16 protein-coding genes are annotated in these 20155 nt (G+C 66.8%); 12 read left to right on the top strand and 4 right to left on the bottom strand.

The annotated features are described in order from the left end of the window. The first annotated feature begins 103 nt into the window (after positions 1–103). The 5 genes from RR3_RS03105 (at position 104) to RR3_RS03085 (ending at position 5930) form a co-directional block, all read left to right on the top strand. A complete protein-coding gene (locus tag RR3_RS03105) occupies positions 104–910 on the top strand; it encodes a hypothetical protein (RefSeq protein WP_017679722.1) in 807 nt (268 codons plus the stop codon). A 108-nt stretch (positions 911–1018) separates the two neighbouring features. Next, the gene (locus RR3_RS03100) at positions 1019–1279 is read left to right on the top strand and encodes a type II toxin-antitoxin system Phd/YefM family antitoxin (protein WP_026137532.1); all 261 of its coding nucleotides are present in this window, start codon (positions 1019–1021) and stop codon (positions 1277–1279) included. Between the two features lie 197 nt (positions 1280–1476). Then, the gene (locus RR3_RS03095) at positions 1477–3096 is read left to right on the top strand and encodes an alpha/beta fold hydrolase (RefSeq protein WP_043822198.1); all 1620 of its coding nucleotides are present in this window, start codon (positions 1477–1479) and stop codon (positions 3094–3096) included. A gap of 358 nt (positions 3097–3454) precedes the next feature. After that, positions 3455–4405, top strand: a complete 951-nt coding sequence (locus tag RR3_RS03090; RefSeq protein ID WP_010595676.1) for an alpha/beta fold hydrolase — start codon at positions 3455–3457, stop codon at positions 4403–4405. A gap of 157 nt (positions 4406–4562) precedes the next feature. Next, a complete protein-coding gene (locus RR3_RS03085) occupies positions 4563–5930 on the top strand; it encodes an MFS transporter (protein ID WP_017679719.1) in 1368 nt (455 codons plus the stop codon). Between the two features lie 20 nt (positions 5931–5950). Here RR3_RS03085 and RR3_RS03080 read toward each other — a convergent pair whose 3' ends face one another. Beyond that, the gene (locus RR3_RS03080; protein ID WP_234420132.1) at positions 5951–7150 is read right to left on the bottom strand and encodes a PucR family transcriptional regulator; all 1200 of its coding nucleotides are present in this window, start codon (positions 7148–7150) and stop codon (positions 5951–5953) included. A gap of 27 nt (positions 7151–7177) precedes the next feature. On the opposite strand from RR3_RS03080, the gene RR3_RS03075 reads away from it, so the two are divergent. The 7 genes from RR3_RS03075 to RR3_RS03040 all read left to right on the top strand — a co-directional run bounded on the left by RR3_RS03075 (position 7178) and on the right by RR3_RS03040 (position 18009). Then, complete coding sequence (locus RR3_RS03075; RefSeq protein WP_010595672.1) at positions 7178–10711, top strand: indolepyruvate ferredoxin oxidoreductase family protein; 3534 nt, start codon at positions 7178–7180, stop codon at positions 10709–10711. A gap of 23 nt (positions 10712–10734) precedes the next feature. Beyond that, entirely contained in the window at positions 10735–11691 is a 957-nt protein-coding gene (locus RR3_RS03070) for a 2-hydroxyacid dehydrogenase (protein WP_010595671.1), read from the top strand. A 54-nt stretch (positions 11692–11745) separates the two neighbouring features. Beyond that, a complete protein-coding gene (locus RR3_RS03065) occupies positions 11746–13455 on the top strand; it encodes a dihydroxy-acid dehydratase (RefSeq protein ID WP_043805633.1) in 1710 nt (569 codons plus the stop codon). 233 nt (positions 13456–13688) lie between these two features. Next, positions 13689–14849, top strand: a complete 1161-nt coding sequence (locus RR3_RS03060; protein ID WP_234420130.1) for an alpha-hydroxy acid oxidase — start codon at positions 13689–13691, stop codon at positions 14847–14849. A 1369-nt stretch (positions 14850–16218) separates the two neighbouring features. Next, positions 16219–17025 carry an acyl-CoA thioesterase domain-containing protein gene (locus RR3_RS25315; protein WP_017679716.1) on the top strand — a complete coding sequence of 269 codons (807 nt, stop codon included), beginning with the start codon at positions 16219–16221 and terminating at the stop codon, positions 17023–17025. Positions 17026–17180: 155 nt separating this feature from the next. Further along, positions 17181–17639 carry an XRE family transcriptional regulator gene (locus RR3_RS03045; protein ID WP_010595666.1) on the top strand — a complete coding sequence of 153 codons (459 nt, stop codon included), beginning with the start codon at positions 17181–17183 and terminating at the stop codon, positions 17637–17639. 109 nt (positions 17640–17748) lie between these two features. Then, on the top strand, positions 17749–18009 hold the full coding sequence (locus RR3_RS03040; RefSeq protein WP_225223308.1) for a HepT-like ribonuclease domain-containing protein: 261 nt from the start codon (positions 17749–17751) through the stop codon (positions 18007–18009). A gap of 151 nt (positions 18010–18160) precedes the next feature. Here RR3_RS03040 and RR3_RS03035 read toward each other — a convergent pair whose 3' ends face one another. The 3 genes from RR3_RS03035 to RR3_RS03025 all read right to left on the bottom strand — a co-directional run bounded on the left by RR3_RS03035 (position 18161) and on the right by RR3_RS03025 (position 20121). Continuing rightward, positions 18161–18760 (bottom strand): DUF2510 domain-containing protein, encoded by a 600-nt coding sequence (locus RR3_RS03035; protein ID WP_010595664.1) that lies wholly within the window; start codon positions 18758–18760, stop codon positions 18161–18163. Positions 18761–18934: 174 nt separating this feature from the next. Further along, a complete protein-coding gene (locus RR3_RS03030; RefSeq protein ID WP_010595663.1) occupies positions 18935–19606 on the bottom strand; it encodes a DUF4352 domain-containing protein in 672 nt (223 codons plus the stop codon). Between the two features lie 32 nt (positions 19607–19638). Further along, a complete protein-coding gene (locus tag RR3_RS03025; protein WP_010595662.1) occupies positions 19639–20121 on the bottom strand; it encodes a hypothetical protein in 483 nt (160 codons plus the stop codon). Between the last annotated feature and the right edge of the window lie 34 nt (positions 20122–20155).

Raw genomic sequence — 20155 nt, 5'->3', positions numbered from 1 at the left:
CATACGGTCGAGTCCCATCGCGCGGATACGCGCACACCGATTCGTGCGGTGGGACTCGTGCAGCGTGCACATGGACACCGGTGCGATCCGAGAGAGGTCACCCATGAAACGCATCGCGCCCTACCTGCGTGTCGTCGCAGGCATGTTCGCCGCCATCTTCGTGTGGATGGCGTTTCTGTACGTCATCCACGGCGACGTCGCCGGCTTCCTCCTGATGCTCGGCATCGGGTTGGGGCTCGGCTACTTGGCTGTCGGGAAGTTGATCCGCGACCGGCGCGCCCGGCTCGAGGCCGAACGGGCCGCCTTGGCGGCCAGGGCCGAGGCCGGCCACCGGGCCTACCTTGCCGGGGATCCGGCAGCCTTCGCGCCGCCGCCCGACCCGACGTCCCGACCGCCGGTCCGCAGGGGAGTGGTCATCGCCGCCGCGGTCGGCGCGCTGTTCGTGGTCTTCGGGATCGTCACCGACATCCAGGATGGACTCGAAGACCCCGGCGAGCCGGACCCCACGACGTCGGCCGTCCCGTCTGCCGGTGCACCGGCGCCGCGCACCACGTCGACGACCCCGCCCGCCCCGTCGACCACAGTCGCGGCGGCGGCCACAACAACAACGACGCCCGTGACGTCTCCGACCACGTCTACGGCGGCACCGACGACGAACGTCGCCGACACCGCCCCGACCGCCGTCATGCCGGACGTGACGTGCATGGACCTGCAAGCCGCGCAGGACACCATCCAAGCCGCCGGGGTCTTCTACTCCCGCAGCATCGATGCCACCGGACGGGGACGGGCACAGATCCTCGACCGGAACTGGGTGGTGGTATCCCAAGCGCCGGCTTCGGGCGTGCTCATCGGTGAAGGCGACGTAGTGCTGTCCGTCGTCAAGGACGGGGAGCCGGGCGACTGCTCCTGACGACGGATTCGTGGCGTTGCTGGGAGCAACGTGGATTCGTCGACCGCTTCGGACAGACCACCCATCTCGGCTGGGACGTACGATTTTCTGTAAAGGACAGAGGTCGTCATGCGAACCATGAGTTACAGCGAATCGCGCGCCCGGTACGCCGAGGTTTTGGACTCAGTCGTCAACGACCGGGAGGAGATCGTGATTACCCGCTCGGGCCACGAACCGGTCGTGATCGTCTCCTTGGCGGACTTCGAGTCGCTGCGTGAAACGGCCTACCTGACGCGTTCACCGGCGAACGCTCGACGTCTGCTCGATGCGATGGAACGGTTCGAAGCAGGCGAAGGGCAGGTGCACGAACTGATCGACGGTGATGACTGACCGTGCGGCTGGTCTGGGACGTCGATGCCTGCATCGCCACGTGCCGGTATCGCTGCGGCCGGTACGAGGGCTCGGCGAGATCGCCGAGCCCAGTCCTTCGAGACACGCGAGGCTGCCGGGTGGTCGGCGGCTGAGTTGCGCTGACGAGGGCCGGTGGTCCCTTGTGAAGCACCAGGCACTCGGCGCACGCTGGACACATGGCAGTCGCACCGAAGGTGGCGGTAGCAGGCGCGGCGGCAGCCGTGGTCTACGGACGCTTCGTGCGCCCGCGGCTCGTGCGGTGGGGCGCCACCGACGAGGAGGTCAGCGGGCCGTTCCCCGGCGCCGATCTGGTGCCCGACGGGGAGAGGTCGGGCGCCATGGCCGTCACCATCGACGCGTCACCGGAGGAAGTGTGGCCGTGGCTGGTGCAGATGGGCTGGGACCGGGGCGGCTGGTACTCGTGGGATCACCTGGACAACGCCGGTCGCCCGAGCGCCCGGGAGGTGCACCCGGAATGGCAGGACATCCGGCCCGGCGACCAACTGAAGTACTGGGCGCCCGGGGCGGGAACCATGGACGCGTACAAGGTCGCGCGGATCGAGCCGAACCGTTTCCTCGGACTGCACGGGCTGATCGATCTGCGGGGCGGCACCCCCGGCCCCGGTCAGTCGCGCCCGTCCGCCTATCTGGAAGGACTGTGGGGTTTCCAGCTGAAGGAGCTGCCCGGCGGGCGCACCCGCCTCGTCGTCAGCGGGTATCAGGCGGGCCGACCGCGATGGGTCGCGCGCCTCGTCTACTCCGGAATCTTCCCGCCGGTCGTGTGGATCATGCAGGCACGCATGCTGGCAGTCCTCAAACGCAACATCGAAAATTACTCGTGGGCAACGGGTTCGAACACGGCGACCGGCGAGGTACGACGACGCGACTCTCGTGGTCTTTCGTCGGCAGCGGTGAAGTGGCGCGGCAGCCTGCACCGCGTCCGGCCCGGCCGGGTCCCGATCCGGGACACCTCCCTCTATGTCGACGTGGTCGGGCAGGGACCTCCGTTGGTGGTCATGCACGGCGGACCGTCGGCGGACCTGTGGACGATGCAGGCCTTCCGGCAGTGCGCGGACCGGTTCACCCTGGTGTTCTACGACCACCGTTGCAACGGACGCTCGATCGGGCCACCCGTCGAAACGATGACGTGGGAGAACCTCACTGCGGATGCCGACGCCCTGCGCGAGCGGCTCGGGTTCGAGCGGTGGGCGGTGCTCGGCCACTCGTTCGGCGGGCAGGTCGCGCTCGAGTACGCTCTGCGCTACCCCGAGCGGGTCACGCACCTCGTGCTGCTCGACACGGGCGCCGACAGTCACTGGGAGCGGCAGAACGCGTCCGAGGTACTGCTCGCACGCGGCTACGGCCGGGAGAAGGCGGAGCTGGCGCGGCGGTGGTTCAACGGAGAATTCACGCCCCGCGAGTACTTTTCGATCTTCTCGCAGATCGGGGACGCGTACTTCCACGGCTCTGGCCTCGCCATGCTGGCGCGCGAACTGAGCAGCGGGTCGTGGCGCTCGAGGCCGCGGGCGGAGCCGCTGATCTTCGCGGGCCGGCACCTGATGAAGGACTGGACGGTCGTGGATCGGCTCGGCGAGATCACCGCCCCCACGCTCGTCGTGGCCGGGCGCGACGACTTCGTGTTCCCGCCGCAGTGCCAACTGGAGCTGGCCGCCGGCATTCCCCATGCGCGCCTTCGGATCGTGGACCGGGCCGGGCACAGTCCCCAGGACGAGCAGACTGCCGAGGTCGTACAGGCGATCGAGGACTTCCTTGGTGCCGATGTTCCCACCCGATAGAGCGTGCGCATCGGTTCTGATGCTGCGTAAATATCGGGCGCGCAGGACAACTCGATGAGGTGACGACGTCCGGGCGGATGTCTCGATCCGACCGGGATCCTTCGGATTGCTGCCGCCGGCGGATGAGCACATTCGACGGAACGTATGCCGTACCTCGAGCGGTGTTTCTGCGTCATGGGCCGGGCATGGAGAAGTCCACGCGCAGGATCGGAGGTCCCGAGCCCTTCTGGGAAACCGCAGAGTTTCTGTGCCGACTCTTCGTATTTCTCAAACTGCTCCGGAGGGGCTGCATGGCAGGCTCGTGGTGCAGATCACGCTCAGGAAGTCGGAGCGTGGGACAGAGGAGATGCAAGTGAGCATGGTGACACTGGAACTCTTTCCGGGTTTCGAGTCTTTCGATGTGGTGACCGGCGACGGCATCAGCATCCACGGGGTGAAGGCAGGAACCGGAGCGCCGATTCTGCTGTTGCACGGGTTCCCGCAGTCGCATGTCATGTGGCACCGGGTCGCACCCGTTCTTGCGGAGCGGTTTACCGTCGTGGCGACGGATCTGCGGGGGTACGGTGACTCGACCCTTCCCGACCCCGACGACAGCCACGCGCCGCACTCCTTCCGTGCCATGGCGTCAGATCAGGTCGCGGTGATGCAGGCCCTCGGGTTCGACGCGTTCACCGTCGTCGGGCACGACCGGGGTGCTCGCACCGCGCATCGGATGGCTGTCGACTACAGCGATGTGGTGTCCGGGATCGTCTTGCTGGACATCATGCCGACCGAATGGGTGTATGCGAACGTCGACTTCGAGCTCGCTCTCGCCTACTACCACTGGTTCATGTTCCCGCAGCTCAACGGACTGCCGGAGAGTTTCCTCGCTCATGATCCCACCGCCTATCTGCATTCGGTGCTGGGGGTCTCCGGATCGAGCGCGGTCGGGGCCAAGGGGGACGTGTATCACCCGGCAGCGCTGGCCGAGTACGAGAGGCTGTTCGGTGACCCTGCGCGCCGTCTCGGCACGATCGAGGACTATCGAGCAGCAGCCACGATCGATCTGCAGCACGACGCACAGAGTCGCGAAGCCGGCCACCTCATCGACTGTCCGTGCTACGTCATGTGGGGGGCGAAGGGCATGGTCGCCCGGTCCGGACGCTCGCCGCTCGAGGTCTGGCGTGAACGTTCCCGCCGTCCGGAACTGGTGGTGGGCCGTGAGCTCGCCGACGCCGGTCATTTCCTCGTCGACGAGTTCCCCGAGCAGGTAGTGGAACTGGTCGCGGATTTCGCAGCGTCCGTGGCACCTGCCTCTCCGCGCGACTGAACCGGCCCGGCCGAGCCGGATCGTAAAACCCAACACACACCGGACGCTGCGATCTCGAGGCGTGCGGTGCGGTGCGCGGCGCCCGCGAACAGCCGGTCGGGCGCCTGTCTGCTTTTCGTAAGGCTTCAGTGCCGTCCACACAACAGGAGGGTGGGTAGTGACCCATCACATCGACGCCGCTCAGGGTGAGGCAATCGAGAAAGCGACCATCGGGCGTATCACCCGGCGTCTGCTTCCGTTCCTGATCCTGCTCTACTTCCTCAACTTCCTCGATCGAGTGAACGTCAGTTTCGCTGCCTTGCAGATGAACTCGGACCTCGGCATGAGTCAGGCCGCTTTCGGTTTCGGGGCAGGCCTGTTCTTCGTAGGGTACTTTGTGTTCGAAGTGCCCAGCAACATGATCCTCCACAAGGTCGGAGCGCGGATCTGGATTGCTCGCATCGCCGTCTCGTGGGGACTGGTCTCTGCTGCAACGGCGTTCGTTCAGAACGAGATTCAGTTCTTCGTTGCGCGGTTTCTGCTCGGCTTCGCCGAAGCGGGCCTACTGCCCGGACTCATCCTGTACCTGACCTACTGGTATCCGGAGCGCCACAGGGCACGGATCGTTGCCCTGCTGTACGTGGCCGTTCCCTTGTCGTCCGTGATCGGCGGACCCCTGTCGACCGCGATCATGCAACATTTCGACGGATTCCTCGGGCTCGCGGGTTGGCGAGCCATGTTCCTGATCGAAGGGTTGCCGACGGTCGTACTCGGTGTCGTCACCTTCTTCTACCTGACCAGCCGGCCCTCACAAGCCGAGTGGCTGACCGAAGACCAACGACGTTGGTTGGAAAACGAACTGGCTGCCGACGGTCCGGAGAGGGTCGAGGGGCACCAGGGGAGTCTGCGCTCGCTCAAGGACGTTCGTGTGGTGAGCATGAGTGTGGTGCTCTTCGGCATCTTCTACGGGTTCTACGGCGTGTCGTTCTTCCTGCCGCAGATGATCTCGGGAATGTCCGAGAGTTGGGGACTGGAATTCTCCCTCGTCCAAGTGGGGCTGATCACGGCGTTGCCGTTCGTTGTGGGCACTGTCGCGATGATCCTCATGAGCCGGCACTCCGACCGCACCGGCGAGCGCATCTGGCACACCGGGATCTCCATGCTCGTCGCCGCGGCCGGCATCACGATCGCGGTAGTGGGTAACTGGTCGCCGTACATCATGCTGGTGGGGATTGCGCTGCTGCTTTCGGGAGTGCTCAGCGCAACATCGACAGCGTGGTCCATTCCCCCACGATTCCTCACCGGCATGGCCCTCGCCGCGGGGATCGGATTGATGAACTCGTTCGCGAACCTGAGCGGATTCATCGGACCGTACGTCGCCGGTTACATGAAGGATGTGACCGGAAGCTTCGACACTCCGATGTACATCATCGGTGCCGTCCTCGTCGGGGCCGCGATCGTTCTGCTCGCGATGCGCCGTGGGCTCGACGACGCGCCTGCGGTCGCCGAAGCGGCGAAACCGGACGAGGTCGTGTCAGGACGATGAGTGTGTGGTGCCCGCAGTCCTCAGCCTTCGAGGCAGCGCAGCGACGCCACGAGACCTTCGACGTCGTGCACGTCCCATCCGGTCAGCTCCCGCCACCGGTCGAGTCGATACTTCACCGTGTTCGGATGCACGCGTAGTTCCCGCGCGCACGCCGACAGGGAGAATCCGCTGGTGGCGAATGCCCGCAACGTTTCGGCGAGCCGATCGTTGCGGGCCGCCACCTCGGTGCCGTGTCGCAGGAGCGGACGCAGGTGAGCAGCCGAGTTGTCGAGAATCGCCATGAGCCAATCCTCGGCCAGCGTGATGCTGCGGCCGAGCTTGCAGGCCCGGGTCAGGACAAGCTGCGCGTCCTTCACGCTGTCCGTCGCCCCCGACAGTCCGGTACGGGTATGACCGACTCCGGCGATCGCGGTGGAGGCGAGCGCGTGCAACCGCTCCAGGAACTCCGGTGCCGCAACATTCTGCAGGACCACCACCGTGCGTTCGTCGTCGAACAGTACCGCGCCACCATTGCCGGCGAGTTCCTCGTCGAGGCGAGCAGACAGGTGCCGGGGGAAACCTTCGATACAGGCGACTTGAAAGGGTCCGTCCGGGTCGAATCCGAGGGAGGTGGCGAGCGCGCGATGCTGCAACGCTGTTCCCGAAATCAGGGCATGGAGAAACTCCCGCTGAATCACCGCGCGGGTTGTCGAGTTCGAGCGCAGTTCGTCGGAATGACCCTCCGCCACAGCAGCACTCAAGCGGTGGAACCAGTTCCACAGCAGTGCCACGACGGACAGCAGCGGTTCGCTGGTGCCGGCATTCTCCGCGCGCGACAGCTCGAGCAGTTCGTTCCAGATCTCCCGGTAGGCAATGTGATACGCTTCGATCACATTGCCGAGCGCGATACCCTGTGCGGCACGTCGGCGTCCCAGTTCTCGGGCCCCGGAAATTTGGGACGGACTCGGGGTCCTCTGCTCCTGCAATCCGGCAAGGATTCCTGCCACCTGACCTGCCACCACTTCGCGGTGAGAAGCCGGTGGCACCACCGAGTATTGCGGTACCTCGGATCGGATGCGGTTCACCACGAGGTCGGAGAGCTGCGAGCCTTTGTCGGTGATCTGCGCGAGCAGCGCAACGAGGTGCACCTGGCTCTTCTGCGTTTTGCCCAAATCCGAGGTCTCCTTCTGCGGGATTTCGTCATGGAATTCCGGATCAGACCACTTTAACTTCGTGTTCACGTCCAGTCTTAGGAGAGTGCTACACCGATGTCGTCGATGCCCGCCGCCGAGGCTCTTGCCCGCCGAGTCGATCTCGCCGATCGATTCGCGGCCGCCAACGGCCCAATTCTGCTGACCGGGGTGCAGGCAGTGTGTCGGGTGCCGCTCGACATGCGCCGGATCGACGCGCGCAACGAACTGCGCACCCGAGCCTTCGTCAGCGGCTACCAGGGATCGCCACTGGGGACGCTCGATTTCACCATGCGACCCATTTCGGGGCTGCTGGCGGAGCACGGCGTCGACTTCGTGCCGGGGATGAACGAGTTTCTCGCTGCGACTGCGGTGCAGGGAACTCAGTCGGTGGGGCAGTTGGGTTCGCCGTATGCCGGAGTCTCGGGCTACTGGTACGGCAAGGCACCTGGGGTCGACCAGGCGCTCGACGCGATCCGGCACGGAAACCTGATGGGGACGAGTGCGGACGGCGGGGTCCTGGCCTTCTGCGGTGACGATGCGACGGCGAAATCCTCGACGGTACCGTGCGGTTCGGAAACGGTTCTGCGGTCGGCTCTCGTTCCGACCTTGATGCCGGCCGATGCGCAGGAGGTGCTGCACTGGGGCCTGCACGGTGTGTCGATGTCGCGGGCGAGTGGTGCGTGGGTGGCCATGAAAGTCGCCACCCACGTCGCAGATTCGTTGGCGTGTGTCGAGGCGGACACGGACGGATTCGACCCTGTGTTTCCCCTCGTCGACGGTCGTCGCTACGTCCACGAGGTGATGACCAAGCCGGTGGCAGCGGCCGCGGTGGCCGCGGAACGTAACCTTCTGGAAGTTCGACTGCCCCTCGCCCTCGAATACGCACGACTCAACGGCTTGAACCGGATCGTGGCCTCTGGACGCGATGACGTACTGGGCATCGCCGTTGCGGGGCAGCCGTACCTCGAAGTACGGCAGGCGTTGTCCGACATGGGTCTCGGCGACGACGAAGCGTTGGCCGCGGCCGGCATCCGCCTCCTCAAGATCGGTATGATCTGGCCTCTGGACGAGCAGATCGTGCGTCAGTTCGCCGATGGGTTGAACAAGATCCTGGTGGTCGAAGACAAAGGTCCGTTCCTCGAGACTCTGGTCAAGGAGGCGCTGTACGGTGCCGGGGCCGGCCCGATCGTGATCGGCAAGACCGACCAGCACGGGCATGCCGTGCTGCCGAGCCACGGCGGTGTCGACGCGGACGCGATCACCGGGGCGCTCGCCCCGATGATCCTTGCGAACAAGGATGTCGCTTCGGTGCGCGATCGGCTTCGTCGGCTGGCTCCGCCGTCGAAGCTTCTTCTTCCTCTCACGATCGCCTCCCGCACCCCGTACTTCTGCTCGGGATGCCCGCACAACAGTTCGACGAAGGCGCCCGAAGGGTCGCTGATGGGCGCCGGGATCGGTTGCCACGGTATGACGACGTTCATGGACCCCGAACAAGTCGGCAATGTCACCGGGCTCACACAGATGGGAGGCGAAGGTGCCCAGTGGATCGGACAGCAGGCGTACGTCCACGCAGATCACATCTTCCAGAACCTCGGTGACGGGACGTTGTCGCACTCGGGATTGATGGCGGTCCGGGCCTCGGTCGCCGCCAGGACCAACATCACGTACAAGGTGCTGTACAACTCGACGGTGGCGATGACCGGCGGCCAGGATGCTGTCGGGGAGTACACCGTGCCGAAGCTCGCCGGCACCTTGGCGTCGGAGGGGGTCGAGCGGATCTGCATCACGACCGATCATCCGGAGAACTACAAGGGTGTGCGGCTTCCGGCCAGGACCACCGTCCACGACCGAACCGAACTGCTGACCCTGCAGGAAGAACTGCGAACAGTCCCCGGTACCACCGTGCTCATCCATGACCAGCCCTGTGCTGCAGAACTGCGCCGGCATCGCAAACGCGGCAAGGCGCCGCAACCGGCGGTGCGGGTGGTGATCAACGAGCGGATCTGCGAAGGATGCGGTGACTGCGGCCGCAAATCGAACTGCCTGTCCGTCGTCCCGGTCGACACCGAGTTCGGCCGCAAGACACAGATTCACCAGGCCTCGTGCAATTCCGACCTCACCTGCATGACCGGTGACTGCCCGTCGTTCATGGAGATCGTGCCCGACAAGGACTATGCGGGGCCGCAACGCCCGGCCGCCGCGCCCCTGAGCCACGATGCGCTGCCCGACCCGGCCGGTTCCACCGACGCGCCGGAGGAGTTCAACATCCGCATCACGGGGATCGGCGGTACCGGCATCGTGACGGTCGCGCAGACGCTGGCTGTCGCCGGATACATGGACGGGTTGATGCCGCGCAGCCTCGACCAGGTAGGGCTGTCGCAGAAGGCCGGTCCGGTGGTCAGCGACGTGAAGTTCACACGCGCCGCGCATTCGCTCTCGCCCAAGGTCTCGACCGCGACATGCGACCTGTATCTGGGCTGCGACATCCTGGTCGCGGGCCACCCGGACAATCTGGCCGTCGCGGATTCGCAGCGCACCGTTGCGGTGGTGTCCACAGCCGAGGTGCCGAGCGGCGCGATGATTCGTAACCCGGAGACAGCATTCGTCGATCAGGGTCCTCTCACCGGGCGGATCGATGCCCGCACCCGCGCCGACCGCAACACCTACGTCGACGTTCAGCGGTTGTCGCTCGAGCTGTTCGGCAGTGACCAGTACGCGAACATGATGCTCGTCGGAGTGGCGTACCAGGCGGGCGCCTTACCGCTGTCGGCTGCAGCGATCGAACGAGCGATCGAAATCAACGGTGTCTCGGTCGAGACGAATCTGCAAGCGTTCCGGCGGGGGCGTCAGTCGGTCAGCGATCCGGCCGGACTCGACGACGCCCTCGTGCAGCTGGACCCCGCCACCGAGAATCGGAAGACGCCGAGCGCTACCGCGGTGCGACTGGCGGACTCGACCGGTGTGGAGCGCGACACCGAACTGTGGCACACCATCGCGCGCTTCTCCGAGGATCTCATCGACTACCAGAACGCCGAATACGCGCGTCGCTACGTCGACGTGGTGGCCCGAGCCCATACCGCGGAGCGCGACGCCACTCCGGGCGTGAACGACTTCACCGCGGCCGTCGCAGCGAACCTGTATCGGCTGATGGCATACAAGGACGAGTACGAGGTGGCGCGCCTTGCGCTCGATGCAGTCGAACGCAGCAGGATCACGCGAGACTACGGCCCCAAGGCGAAGATCACCTGGAAGCTGCATCCGCCGATCCTGCGGGCGATGGGCATGAAGAACAAGATTTCTCTCGGACCGTGGTTCTCGGTCGTGTACGTCGCGCTTCGCGCGGCGAGAAAGGTGCGCGGTACACGCCTCGACCTGTTCGGCTACACCCGGATGCGACGGCTGGAACGTGAACTGGTCGACGACTACATTCGCGTGATCGACGAACTCGGCAATGCACTCCGCACCGACAACCACGCAGCGGCCGTGGAGGTCGCTTCTGCACCGGACGTGGTGCGCGGCTACGAACACGTCAAGCTCGCCAACGTCGACGAGTACAACGCCCGGCTCACCTCGTTGCGCAGCGGGTTCTTCGAGGGGGTCGCATCGTGACACCCGTTGCACGCCCGGTTCGGGTGCTGGTGGTCGAGCCCTTCCCGGCAGAAGTCGCGGCCGCACTGTCCGCACGGTTCGACGTGGCCGTACTGTCCGACGGTGCCGCACGCGTCGACGACGCCGACATCGTCGCGTGCTCCTCGCTCGGAACGGTCGACGCGCCTCTGATGGACCGGCTGCCACGTTTGCAGGCCGTGGTGAACCTCGGTGTCGGCATCGACAACATCGACGTCGACCACGCGGCGCAGCGGGGTATCGGGGTGAGCAATACCCCGGGCGTGCTCGACGAATGCGTCGCAGACACCGCGGTCGGACTGCTGATCAACGTTGTGCGCCGATTCCCCGCGGCGGACCGGTACGTTCGGGCCGGGCGGTGGGCAGAAGGCCTGTTCCCGACAACCCGCAACGTCAGCGGAATGCACATCGGCATCGTGGGACTCGGCCGCATCGGTCGTGCCGTCGCCACACGACTGTCGGCGTTCGGGTGTCCGGTCGCCTACCACAATCGTCGTCCCGATCCCGACGTGGCGTACCCGTACGTCGACGATCCGATCGAGCTGGCGTCCCGGTCGGATGCGTTGATCGTCGCCGCGTCCGGCAGCCCCGACAACACCGGGATGATCGACCGCGCAGTGCTGCAGGCCCTCGGCCCGAACGGATACCTGATCAACATAGCCCGAGGACATCTCGTCGACGAGCAAGCTCTCGTCGACCTACTCGGCACCGGCGGGTTGGCAGGTGCCGGCCTCGACGTGTACGTCGACGAACCGAACGTGCCGGAACCGCTGCGCCGGCTCGACAACACCGTGTTGCTGCCGCACGTCGGAAGCGCAACGGAGCGAACCCGCGCCGCGATGGGCGAACTGTTCCTCGACAACCTTCGGCAGTTCCTCACCGACGGCACGTTCGTCACACCGGTCGTCGCGCCCCGCGGCGGTGCGACCGCACAGTTCGAACCGTCGCCGATCGACCGGTGAACGGTGGGCTGCACAGCCCGTCGAATCACATCTTCGTCACTGGATTGGAAAAACATGCCTGACTACAGATCTCGGATCGTCACTCGCGGTGTGGAGCGGACCCTGCACCGTTATCAGTTGCGGGCGACCGGCCTCGACGACCGGGCCATCGATCAGCCGTTCATCGGTGTCGCTCATACGTTGGGCGAGGTCAGCCCGTGCTCACAGTCACTGAAGTCCCAGGTCGACGCCGCCAAGCTAGGTGTCGAGGTCGGTGGAGGCACCGCGCGGGAGTTCTCCACGATCTCGGTGTCCGATGTGCTCACGCAGAATCACGAGGGCATGCGATATTCACTGATGTCGCGGGAAGCCATCGCCGACTCCGTGGAGATCGTGATGCGCGCCCAGCAGTACGACGCGCTGGTCGGCGTGGGGGCGTGTGACAAGACCATCCCCGGCATGCTGATGGCGATGGTGCGGTTGAACGTGCCGAGTCTGTTCCTGCACGGCGGCACGATGCTGCTCGGATTCGTCGACGGTAAGCCGACCAATCCTCTGTCGGTCCTCGAAGGCATCGGAAAGGTACAGGCGGGCCTGATGGCTGCCGACGAGTTGGAGCGCATGGCGCACGACGTCCAGTCGACCGTCGGCTCGTGCCCCGGTCAATTCTCGTCCGGAACAGGTGGTGCCTATGCGGAGACCCTGGGTCTGGCACCGCTGGGAACCACGACCATTCCCGCGGCATACACCGAACGTCAGGCGGTGGCCCGCCGTGCCGGTGAGCAGCTGATGGAAAACCTGCGCCGGGGCGGCCCGCTGCCCCGTGAAGTGGTGACCCGGCGGAGCCTCGAGAACGCGGCAGCGGTGGTGGCTGCGACCGGCGGCACGACGAACGCGGCACTGCACCTGCCGGCGATCGCCCACGAAGCCGGAATCGACTTCCGGATGAAGGATCTCGCGGAGGTCTTCCGACGCACGCCGCACATCGCGGCACTCACGCCCGGTGGCCCGTACGTGCCGCACGACCTGCACCGGATCGGGGGAGTCCCCGTGGTGCTCAAGGCGCTGCTGGACGGGGGGTACCTCCACGGTGACGCACTGACGTTCGACGGCCGGTCGCTTGCCACCGCGCTCGCCGACGTCGCCGAGCCCGACGGTGATGTGGTGCGGAGCACCGACGATCCGATCCGCGCTTCCGGCGGTCTGGTCGTTCTGACCGGAAGTCTGGCCCCGGACGGAGCCGTGATCAAGGTGTCGGCGGCACCGAAACTCTCGTTCGAGGGAACAGCACGTGTCTTCGAATCCGAGCAGGACGCGTACCGAGCCGTCCGGCGGCGCGAGTACACCGAGGGAGATGTCGTCGTCATCCGTAACGAAGGTCCCAAGGGCGGTCCTGGCATGCGGGAGATGCTGAGCGTGACATCCGCGATCGTCGGTCAGGGTATGGCGGAGAAGACGGCGCTGGTGACCGACGGGCGGTTCTCCGGTGGCACCCGTGGGCTGTGTGTGGGCCACGTGTGCCCGGAGGCTGCGGACGGCGGACCGATCGCACTCGTGGAGAACGGTGACCGAATTCGTATCGACGCAGTGGCAGGAACGATCGAGTTGCTGGTCGCCCACAGCGAACTCGAACGCCGGCGCCGCGAGCTGACGCCCCGGCACCGGGAAACACCGTTGGCCGGAGCCTCCGAGAAGTACGCTCGTCTGGTGGGGTCTGCGGACAGGGGAGCAGTCACTCACAGCGGAAACCTGAAGTGGGAGATCGAAACACCCGAAAACGAGTGACCCGTCGCAATCGAGACGCATCACGCGGGTCGCTTCGGCGACTCGGCATCGGCTTCGCATCATCGGCGAGAAAGAAGTTCACTTCGGACATGGTGACGACACGGGTACGCACTGCACTTCGAAACCTTCCCTACTTGTGGAGCATGCTCGACCTCCGCTTTCCCAAGTCCGATCCCGCCGAACGCGTACTCGACCGGTGTCCGACCATCGAAGACCTCAGGGAAGCGGCACGCGTGCGCACCCCTCGTCCGGTGTTCGACTTCGTCGACGGTGCTGCCGGTACCGAGAGCGGTAAGGTGCGGGCGCTGGAAGCATTCGATCGCGTGTACAACCATCCCGGCCCGGTCGGCGCCACAGCCGGTATCGATATCGATCTCTCGGTCGAGGTGTTCGGAAAGCGCCAGGCCGTGCCGCTCGTGCTCGGACCGACCGGGTTCACCAGGCTCGCGCACACGGCGGGGGAATCGGCTGTGGCCAAGGCCGCAGGAGCCGCCGGCATCCCGTACACGCTGTCGACTCCGGCCACGTGTTCCATCGAAGACATCGCTCGAATCGATCCGCGGCCCGATCTGTGGTTCCAGCTCTATGTGTTGCGGGATCGAGTCTTGACGCTCGACCTGGTGCGTCGAGCCGAAACTGAGGGATACCGCGTTCTCGTACTGACCGTCGATACGCCGGTCGCCGGGGACCGACGCCGCGACAGCCGAAACGGATTCTCCATCCCGGCGAAGGTCGGATTCGGGAGCATGGTGCGGATGGCACGGCACCCGGGGTGGCTCACAGGAGCAGCGACGTCGGAACCGCTCGACTTGGCGTCGTTCCCGCTGGCAGGGAAGGGCGACATGTGGTCGCGGCTCCAGGCTGTCACGGACTCGAACTTCGGTTTCGACGAAATCTCGTGGGTACGTGCAGCATGGGACGGACCGCTTGTCGTCAAGGGAATACTCGACCCGCAGTTGGCCCGTCGGGCCGTCGACCTCGGTGCCGACGGCGTCGTCGTTTCGAACCACGGCGGCCGCCAACTCGATCGGACCGTCGCCCCGCTGGACGCGCTCGAGCCGATCGTGGACGCCGTAGGCGCCGACGCATCGGTTTTTCTCGACGGCGGCGTACGCGAGGGCGCGGACATCGCCGCAGCCGTTGCTCTCGGCGCGACCGCAGTTTTCGTCGGCCGCCCCTACCTCTACGGCCTCATGGCGGCCGGGGAGCGCGGGGTCGGGCACGCGATCGAGATCTTCCGTCACGGCCTCGACCACCACCTTCGGCTTCTCGGCGTCGACGCGGTGGCGAAGTTGGATCGACGTCACGTCACCCTGGCGCCGAGCCCCCTCGGGGATTCGATGTCGACCCGCTTCGATCCGGCCGCACCGGGGACTGTGCCGGTGATCGGATAGTTTTCGATGCGCGACGGGGGCATTTCGAAGGCACCGGTGCGTCGAACCCATCCGGAGCGGACCTCCCTGGGAAGGTGACACAGTGGCGTCTTCGGTCCGGTATGTCCTTCTCGTCGTCGGCGGCTTCACCGCGGGGCTGGTGCTGGCCGCCCCGAGCGTCGACACCTATCCCTTGGCCGACGGGTTTCTGCCCGGCCCGGTGTTCACCTCCGACGTCGCCGCCGCCGCAGCCGGGGGGCTCGCGGCGCTGGCGGTGGCGGCATCGATTCGTCGGCGCGCGCTTGCGCCCGCCCTGGTCGGGGCGATGGTCGTGGCCGTCGTCGCGCTGCCGGGAGGGTGGCGGTTCGACATGTACGCCGCGACGATCGGCGCGGGCCTGCTGCTCGGCGCGCTCGTCGTGCTGGGCACCGAGAAGCTGCATACCGCGCTGGCCGGAGCGGTGGTCGCCGGGCTGCTGACGGCCGAGCCGCTCGCGCAGTTCCGGGAGCTGGACTCGGCGCCTCAGCGGTACGCGTCCTATCTCGCAGCGAGCGTTCAGCCGGTCAATGCCGTGTGGCTGCCGCTGGCGATCGTCACCGCCGTCGCGGCGGGGGTGGTGGCGCTGACCGCCGCAAACGACACGGCGCCGGTCGCCCGGGCGCGCGGGCGGGAGGTGGCCGTCGGTATCGGTGTGCCGATCCTCGGGGTGGGGCTGTACTGGTCGTTCCACCACGCGCTGTTCTCTCTGGACGATGCCGGGGAAGGGCGATGGTTGCTGGGCCTGGTGGCGGTGCCGGTGCTCATCGCCGCGGCGCTGTGGCTGCGGGGACGGACGGGGGCGGTGCTCCTGGCGGCGACGGCGGTGGTCGTCGCCGTGGGCGGTACCGTCTCGTGGTCGCCGGCGGCGTGGCCGGCGCTGCTGATCGCGCCGGCTCTTGTGGCCGTCGGTGTGTGGCTGGGTCGCCGCAGGCCGATCCCGCTGATCGGTGTCGGTCTGCTCGCGCTCGCCGCGGCTGCCGGGATCTTCGATCGTCCCCCGTGGGACAACGCGAATTTTGTGGCGACGATCCTTGTGGTGCCGTTCGCCGCCGCGTACTCGATCGTCGCGTCACTGCCGTCGACGGCGCCCGTGACCGCCACCTCGCTGACCCTGCTGGCGGTGCTGGCGCTGCCGCTGCTCGCGCAGTTCGGGTGGACGGCCTACACCCCGCTCACCGACGACCCGGCCGGGTGGAGCCCCGAGTGCGTGGACGTGGACGTCGGTGGGTGCGACGACCGCCGCCGTCCTGGCCTGCGGTGCGGCGATGGCATGGCTTCGATACCGCAGCGCGAGCGAGGACGTCGGAACCTGACCGGGAGCCGCGGAAACGGACACTGCGAGAATCCGAGCATGCCTGACTCCACGCGCGGATACTTCACCGAATCCGACGGCACGTACCTTCCCACGAAGTACGCCGTCAGCCCCTGGTCGTCGACCATGCTGGCCGGGCCGTGCGTGACCGGCCTGCTCGCCCGGGAGCTCGACAAGGACCACGGTCCCGACGGGTTCGTCCCCGCCCGGCTCACCGTCGACCTGTTCCGGCCGGTGCAGAACGCGCCCGTGCGGTTCGAGACGACCCGCGTGCGCGACGGCAACCGCATCCGCGTCGCCGACGCCTACCTCATCCAGGGCGACGACGTCACCGCCCGCGGAACCGTCGTCTACCTGCGCCCGTCCGAGCAGCCGCCGGGCACGGTGTGGACCCGGGACGAGCACCCGACGCCGCCCGCCGAGGCGTTCGACGGCCCGGAGACCGGATTCGCGCGCACCTGGTTCGGCAGCGACGCGCACCCCGAGGGCTGGTCGCAGGTGCGGGCCGAGCACCAGAACGCGAGCCGGAAACGCATGTGGTCCCGGCAGATTCCGGTGCTCGTGGGGGAGGAGATGTCGCCGTTCGTGCGGACCGCGGTCGTCGGCGAGGGCACCAGTTTCATGGCCAACTGGAGCGACGAGGGCGTCGGCTTCATCAACGGCGATCTCACCCTGACCCTCTCGCGGCTGCCCGTCGGCACCGAGGTCGGCGTCGAAGCCGACCACCACCTCAGCGCCGACGGCGTCGCGGTGGGCACCTCGGTGCTGTTCGACCGGCTCGGCCCGTTCGGGACGGGCGCCGTCACGTGCCTGGCGAACGCTCGTCGTCAGGTGAACTTCGGTTGAGCGGCACTGTGCCGAGCGTGCAGTTCTCGTGGTGGTTGCCCGGCGAGTCGTCACGAGAACTGCACATTCGAGCGAACCCGTGACTCCCCGGGGGGCATGGGCCGCATCCGGCCCACATCGCTTCAAGCGATAACAACACCTGTTATCGTGATGTCGTGGCTGTCGGCTTCGGTGACTTCGTTCGCATCCGGCGGGGGATTCTGGGTCTCTCGCAGCGGGAGCTCGCCGAGCGCTCCGGCATCAAGCAACCCCTGATCGCCGCGATCGAGACAGGACGACGGCAGCCGTCCGAGCCGGCTCGTTCGGCGCTGACGGCAGCCCTGCCCGTTCGTCCCTCCGAGGCTCTGGCAGCCCGACGTGGAGAAGTGTGCGAGCTCTTCGCCGAGGCAGGGCTGCCGAACCCGAGGGTGTTCGGATCTGTGGCGCGCGGCGACGACGACTTCGCCTCGGATATCGACCTCATCGTGGATTTCAGCGATCGCCACGACATCGTCGATCTGCTCGAGTTGCAGCAAGCTTTGGAAGACCTGCTCACCGTGCGGGTCGAGATCGTCGACGGGCGAGCCGGGGGGCGCGTGGGGGACCGCGCCCGAAAGGAAGCCGTGGCGCTGTGACGTCGGAGAACTTGTGACGCCGGAGAAATATGCGGATGAGCGCGTTCGCCGTCGTTTGCAGGACCTCGCCGATTTCGCGGCAGACGCGTCCTACACGGTGGGACTCGGCTTGGAGGCCTACCTGGAGGACAGTCCCCACGGGCGCGTGCTGCGGAACAACGGTCGGCACATCCTGATCCAGGTGGCCACGGTCGTCGAGAAGTTGCCGGAGACGTTCAAGTCCGAGTTCCCCGGCGTCGACTGGGTTGCGATCGGACGGATGCGAAACCTGATCGCACACCACTACGACAAGGTGAACGACCGTCTCGTGTACTCGGCCCTGGCGACGCGGATTCCCGAGCTGAGCGCCACGCTGGGACTGCGCCACTGAGCTCGGCCCTCTGCCGCTCGCCTCGCAGTCTGGACGGCGCCGTACATCGACAACCGTCGCTTTCGTTGTCGATGTACGGCGCAGGTGTGGAGGGACGGGCGTAACGTCCTGAGGTGCGACAGGACGCCGAAGCGTGCGGCTGTCGTCGTCGCTACGGCGCCCCGAACCCGTAGGTGAAGCTGCCCGTCGTCCAGTTCATCGTCGCGTGGTACTTGTACCCGCTCATCGTGCCGTCGCCGTTGTCCTCGGTCGCGACGAAGCACTCGAACACCGTCGTCGTCTCGGTGAGGTTGTCGGTGGACCCGCCGTTGACGGGTGAGCAGGTCACCTCGATCACCGGCCCGTCGAACATTCCGTTGTCGATGTGCTTGTTCGCCATCTGCTCCACACTCGACTCGATCTCAGAGACGGATCGCGCGCGGGAGGCGCGCTCGGCGTTGTCGCGTTGCTGCTGCGCCGCCTTCTCGGCGGCCAGGCGTTCCGCTTCGCGCTGTGCAGCTTCCTCTGCCGCCGCGACCTGCGCCGCAACCTGGGCGTCGTGATTCAGCTTCCAGGTGAGCGCCCCACCACCCACGGCGAGCAGCAGGACTGCCAGCATGATCAGGAGCGGCTTCTTCCTGATTCGGCGCTTCTTGCCGTCGACGGCGCCGGAGCCGGGGAAGTCCAGCCACCGGGTGCCGTCCCAGTAACGCTGGCCCCCGTTCGGATCGGGGTACCAGCCGGCGGGTGCGGGCGTCTTGTCGTCCGACATCGTCTTGCCCTTCGTCTGAGAATCGACCCCAGGAGCGGGCGCCGTTCTGAGGTGGTGAGCGAGGCATTCGCTCGGGATGGGAGGGGGTCGGACGAGCGATACATTCGCTCGCTCCCCGAGGCGGGGAAGTGCCGGTGCGCCCGACCCCTCGCGGGCGCACCGGCCCCGGGGACGTCACCGCAGGGAGACGGTGACTCCGCCGGAGAACATGGAGTCGTGCAGTTCGATCGAGGCGGGAACCGCATCGACCGGCATGTCGAACACGACCGGCATCGTGACGGTGTTGCCGGGGTTGATCTCGTCCCAGAACGCGACGTCGGTCTCCAGGTTCAGCGCGGCGGACGTGTCCGGGCTGAACGTGCGGCCCTGGGAGTCGATCAACTTCTGATCGCTCGGGCTCAGACCCTTCGGCTGATCGGAGATGTTGGAGACCGTCATCGTCACGATGACGAACTGGCCCTGGGCTTCCTCGGCCAGGAACTGGTTGTCGCCCAACGTGGTCAGCCCGGTCTGCACCTCGGTGACGACGAACTCGAACTTGCCGTCGCGCACCGGGGTGTCGAGCCCTGCGGCCGGCTGCTCGGCCTGGGTGGGGCGGGACGGTGCCGACTCCCGATCTTCTCGGGTCTGCCCGGCCGACGGCGCGGTCGCCGTGGAGGAGTCCTCTTCGTCACCGCCGGACACACCGGCAATCACGAACAGCGCGACGACGGCTCCGACGACCCACGGCCACTTCTTGCGCTTCTTCTGCGGCGGCTGCGGCTGGACGGCCGAGTTCTGCCAGCCCGGGTACTGCGGGGCCGGGAAGCCCTGCGGCGGCTGGATACGCGGATCGTTCTGGTTCACGACAAACCTGCTTTCGAATGGAAGATGGGTGATCAGTCGCCGAGGCTGAGGGAGATGCCGTCCTCGGCTTCGGACTCGGTGAACGAAATGCCTCCGCGGTGGGAGATCTCCACCTCGTAGAAGGCGGCCCCGCGCGGGACGTCCGCGACGGCGAACGTGAAGATGCAGCTGTCGCCCATGTCGATGCTGCCGTCGAGCCGGCCTTTGGCGAGGAGGGTGCCGGACTGGTCCGAGACAGTCACCGCCGCCGCGGGGGACATGTCGGAGTAGCCACCCTCGCCCTCGCAGTCGAACTGCGTCGCGGAACTGGGGGTGAATCCGTCCTGCAGCGTCATCGTGCCGCCCACCGTGAACGAGTCCGGGCCGGCGATGTTCCGCACCACGAGCACGACCCCCGTCACCAGCGCACCGACGGCGAGGGCGGCGGCGACGCCGACGGTGAAACCCCGACGGAAGGCGCGCCGGGACGAATCGACCTCGGCCGCAGGGGCGGGATGAAGGCTCGGGTACGTCACAAGATCTCCTCGATCGAGCGGTGCGGGACGCTCC

This window comes from Rhodococcus ruber NBRC 15591 (assembly GCF_001894945.1).
In the GTDB taxonomy this organism is placed as follows: Bacteria; Actinomycetota; Actinomycetes; order Mycobacteriales; family Mycobacteriaceae; genus Rhodococcus; species Rhodococcus ruber.
This window is presented reverse-complemented; position numbering and strand designations above follow the sequence as displayed.

Coding starts and splice junctions, on each gene's coding strand:
- RR3_RS03105 (WP_017679722.1), top strand. CDS start 104: ATGAAACGCATCGCGCCCTACCTGCGTGTCGTCGCAGGCATGTTCGCC.
- RR3_RS03100 (WP_026137532.1), top strand. CDS start 1,019: ATGCGAACCATGAGTTACAGCGAATCGCGCGCCCGGTACGCCGAGGTT.
- RR3_RS03095 (WP_043822198.1), top strand. CDS start 1,477: ATGGCAGTCGCACCGAAGGTGGCGGTAGCAGGCGCGGCGGCAGCCGTG.
- RR3_RS03090 (WP_010595676.1), top strand. CDS start 3,455: ATGGTGACACTGGAACTCTTTCCGGGTTTCGAGTCTTTCGATGTGGTG.
- RR3_RS03075 (WP_010595672.1), top strand. CDS start 7,178: ATGTCGTCGATGCCCGCCGCCGAGGCTCTTGCCCGCCGAGTCGATCTC.
- RR3_RS03065 (WP_043805633.1), top strand. CDS start 11,746: ATGCCTGACTACAGATCTCGGATCGTCACTCGCGGTGTGGAGCGGACC.
- RR3_RS25315 (WP_017679716.1), top strand. CDS start 16,219: ATGCCTGACTCCACGCGCGGATACTTCACCGAATCCGACGGCACGTAC.
- RR3_RS03035 (WP_010595664.1), bottom strand. CDS start 18,760: ATGTCGGACGACAAGACGCCCGCACCCGCCGGCTGGTACCCCGATCCG.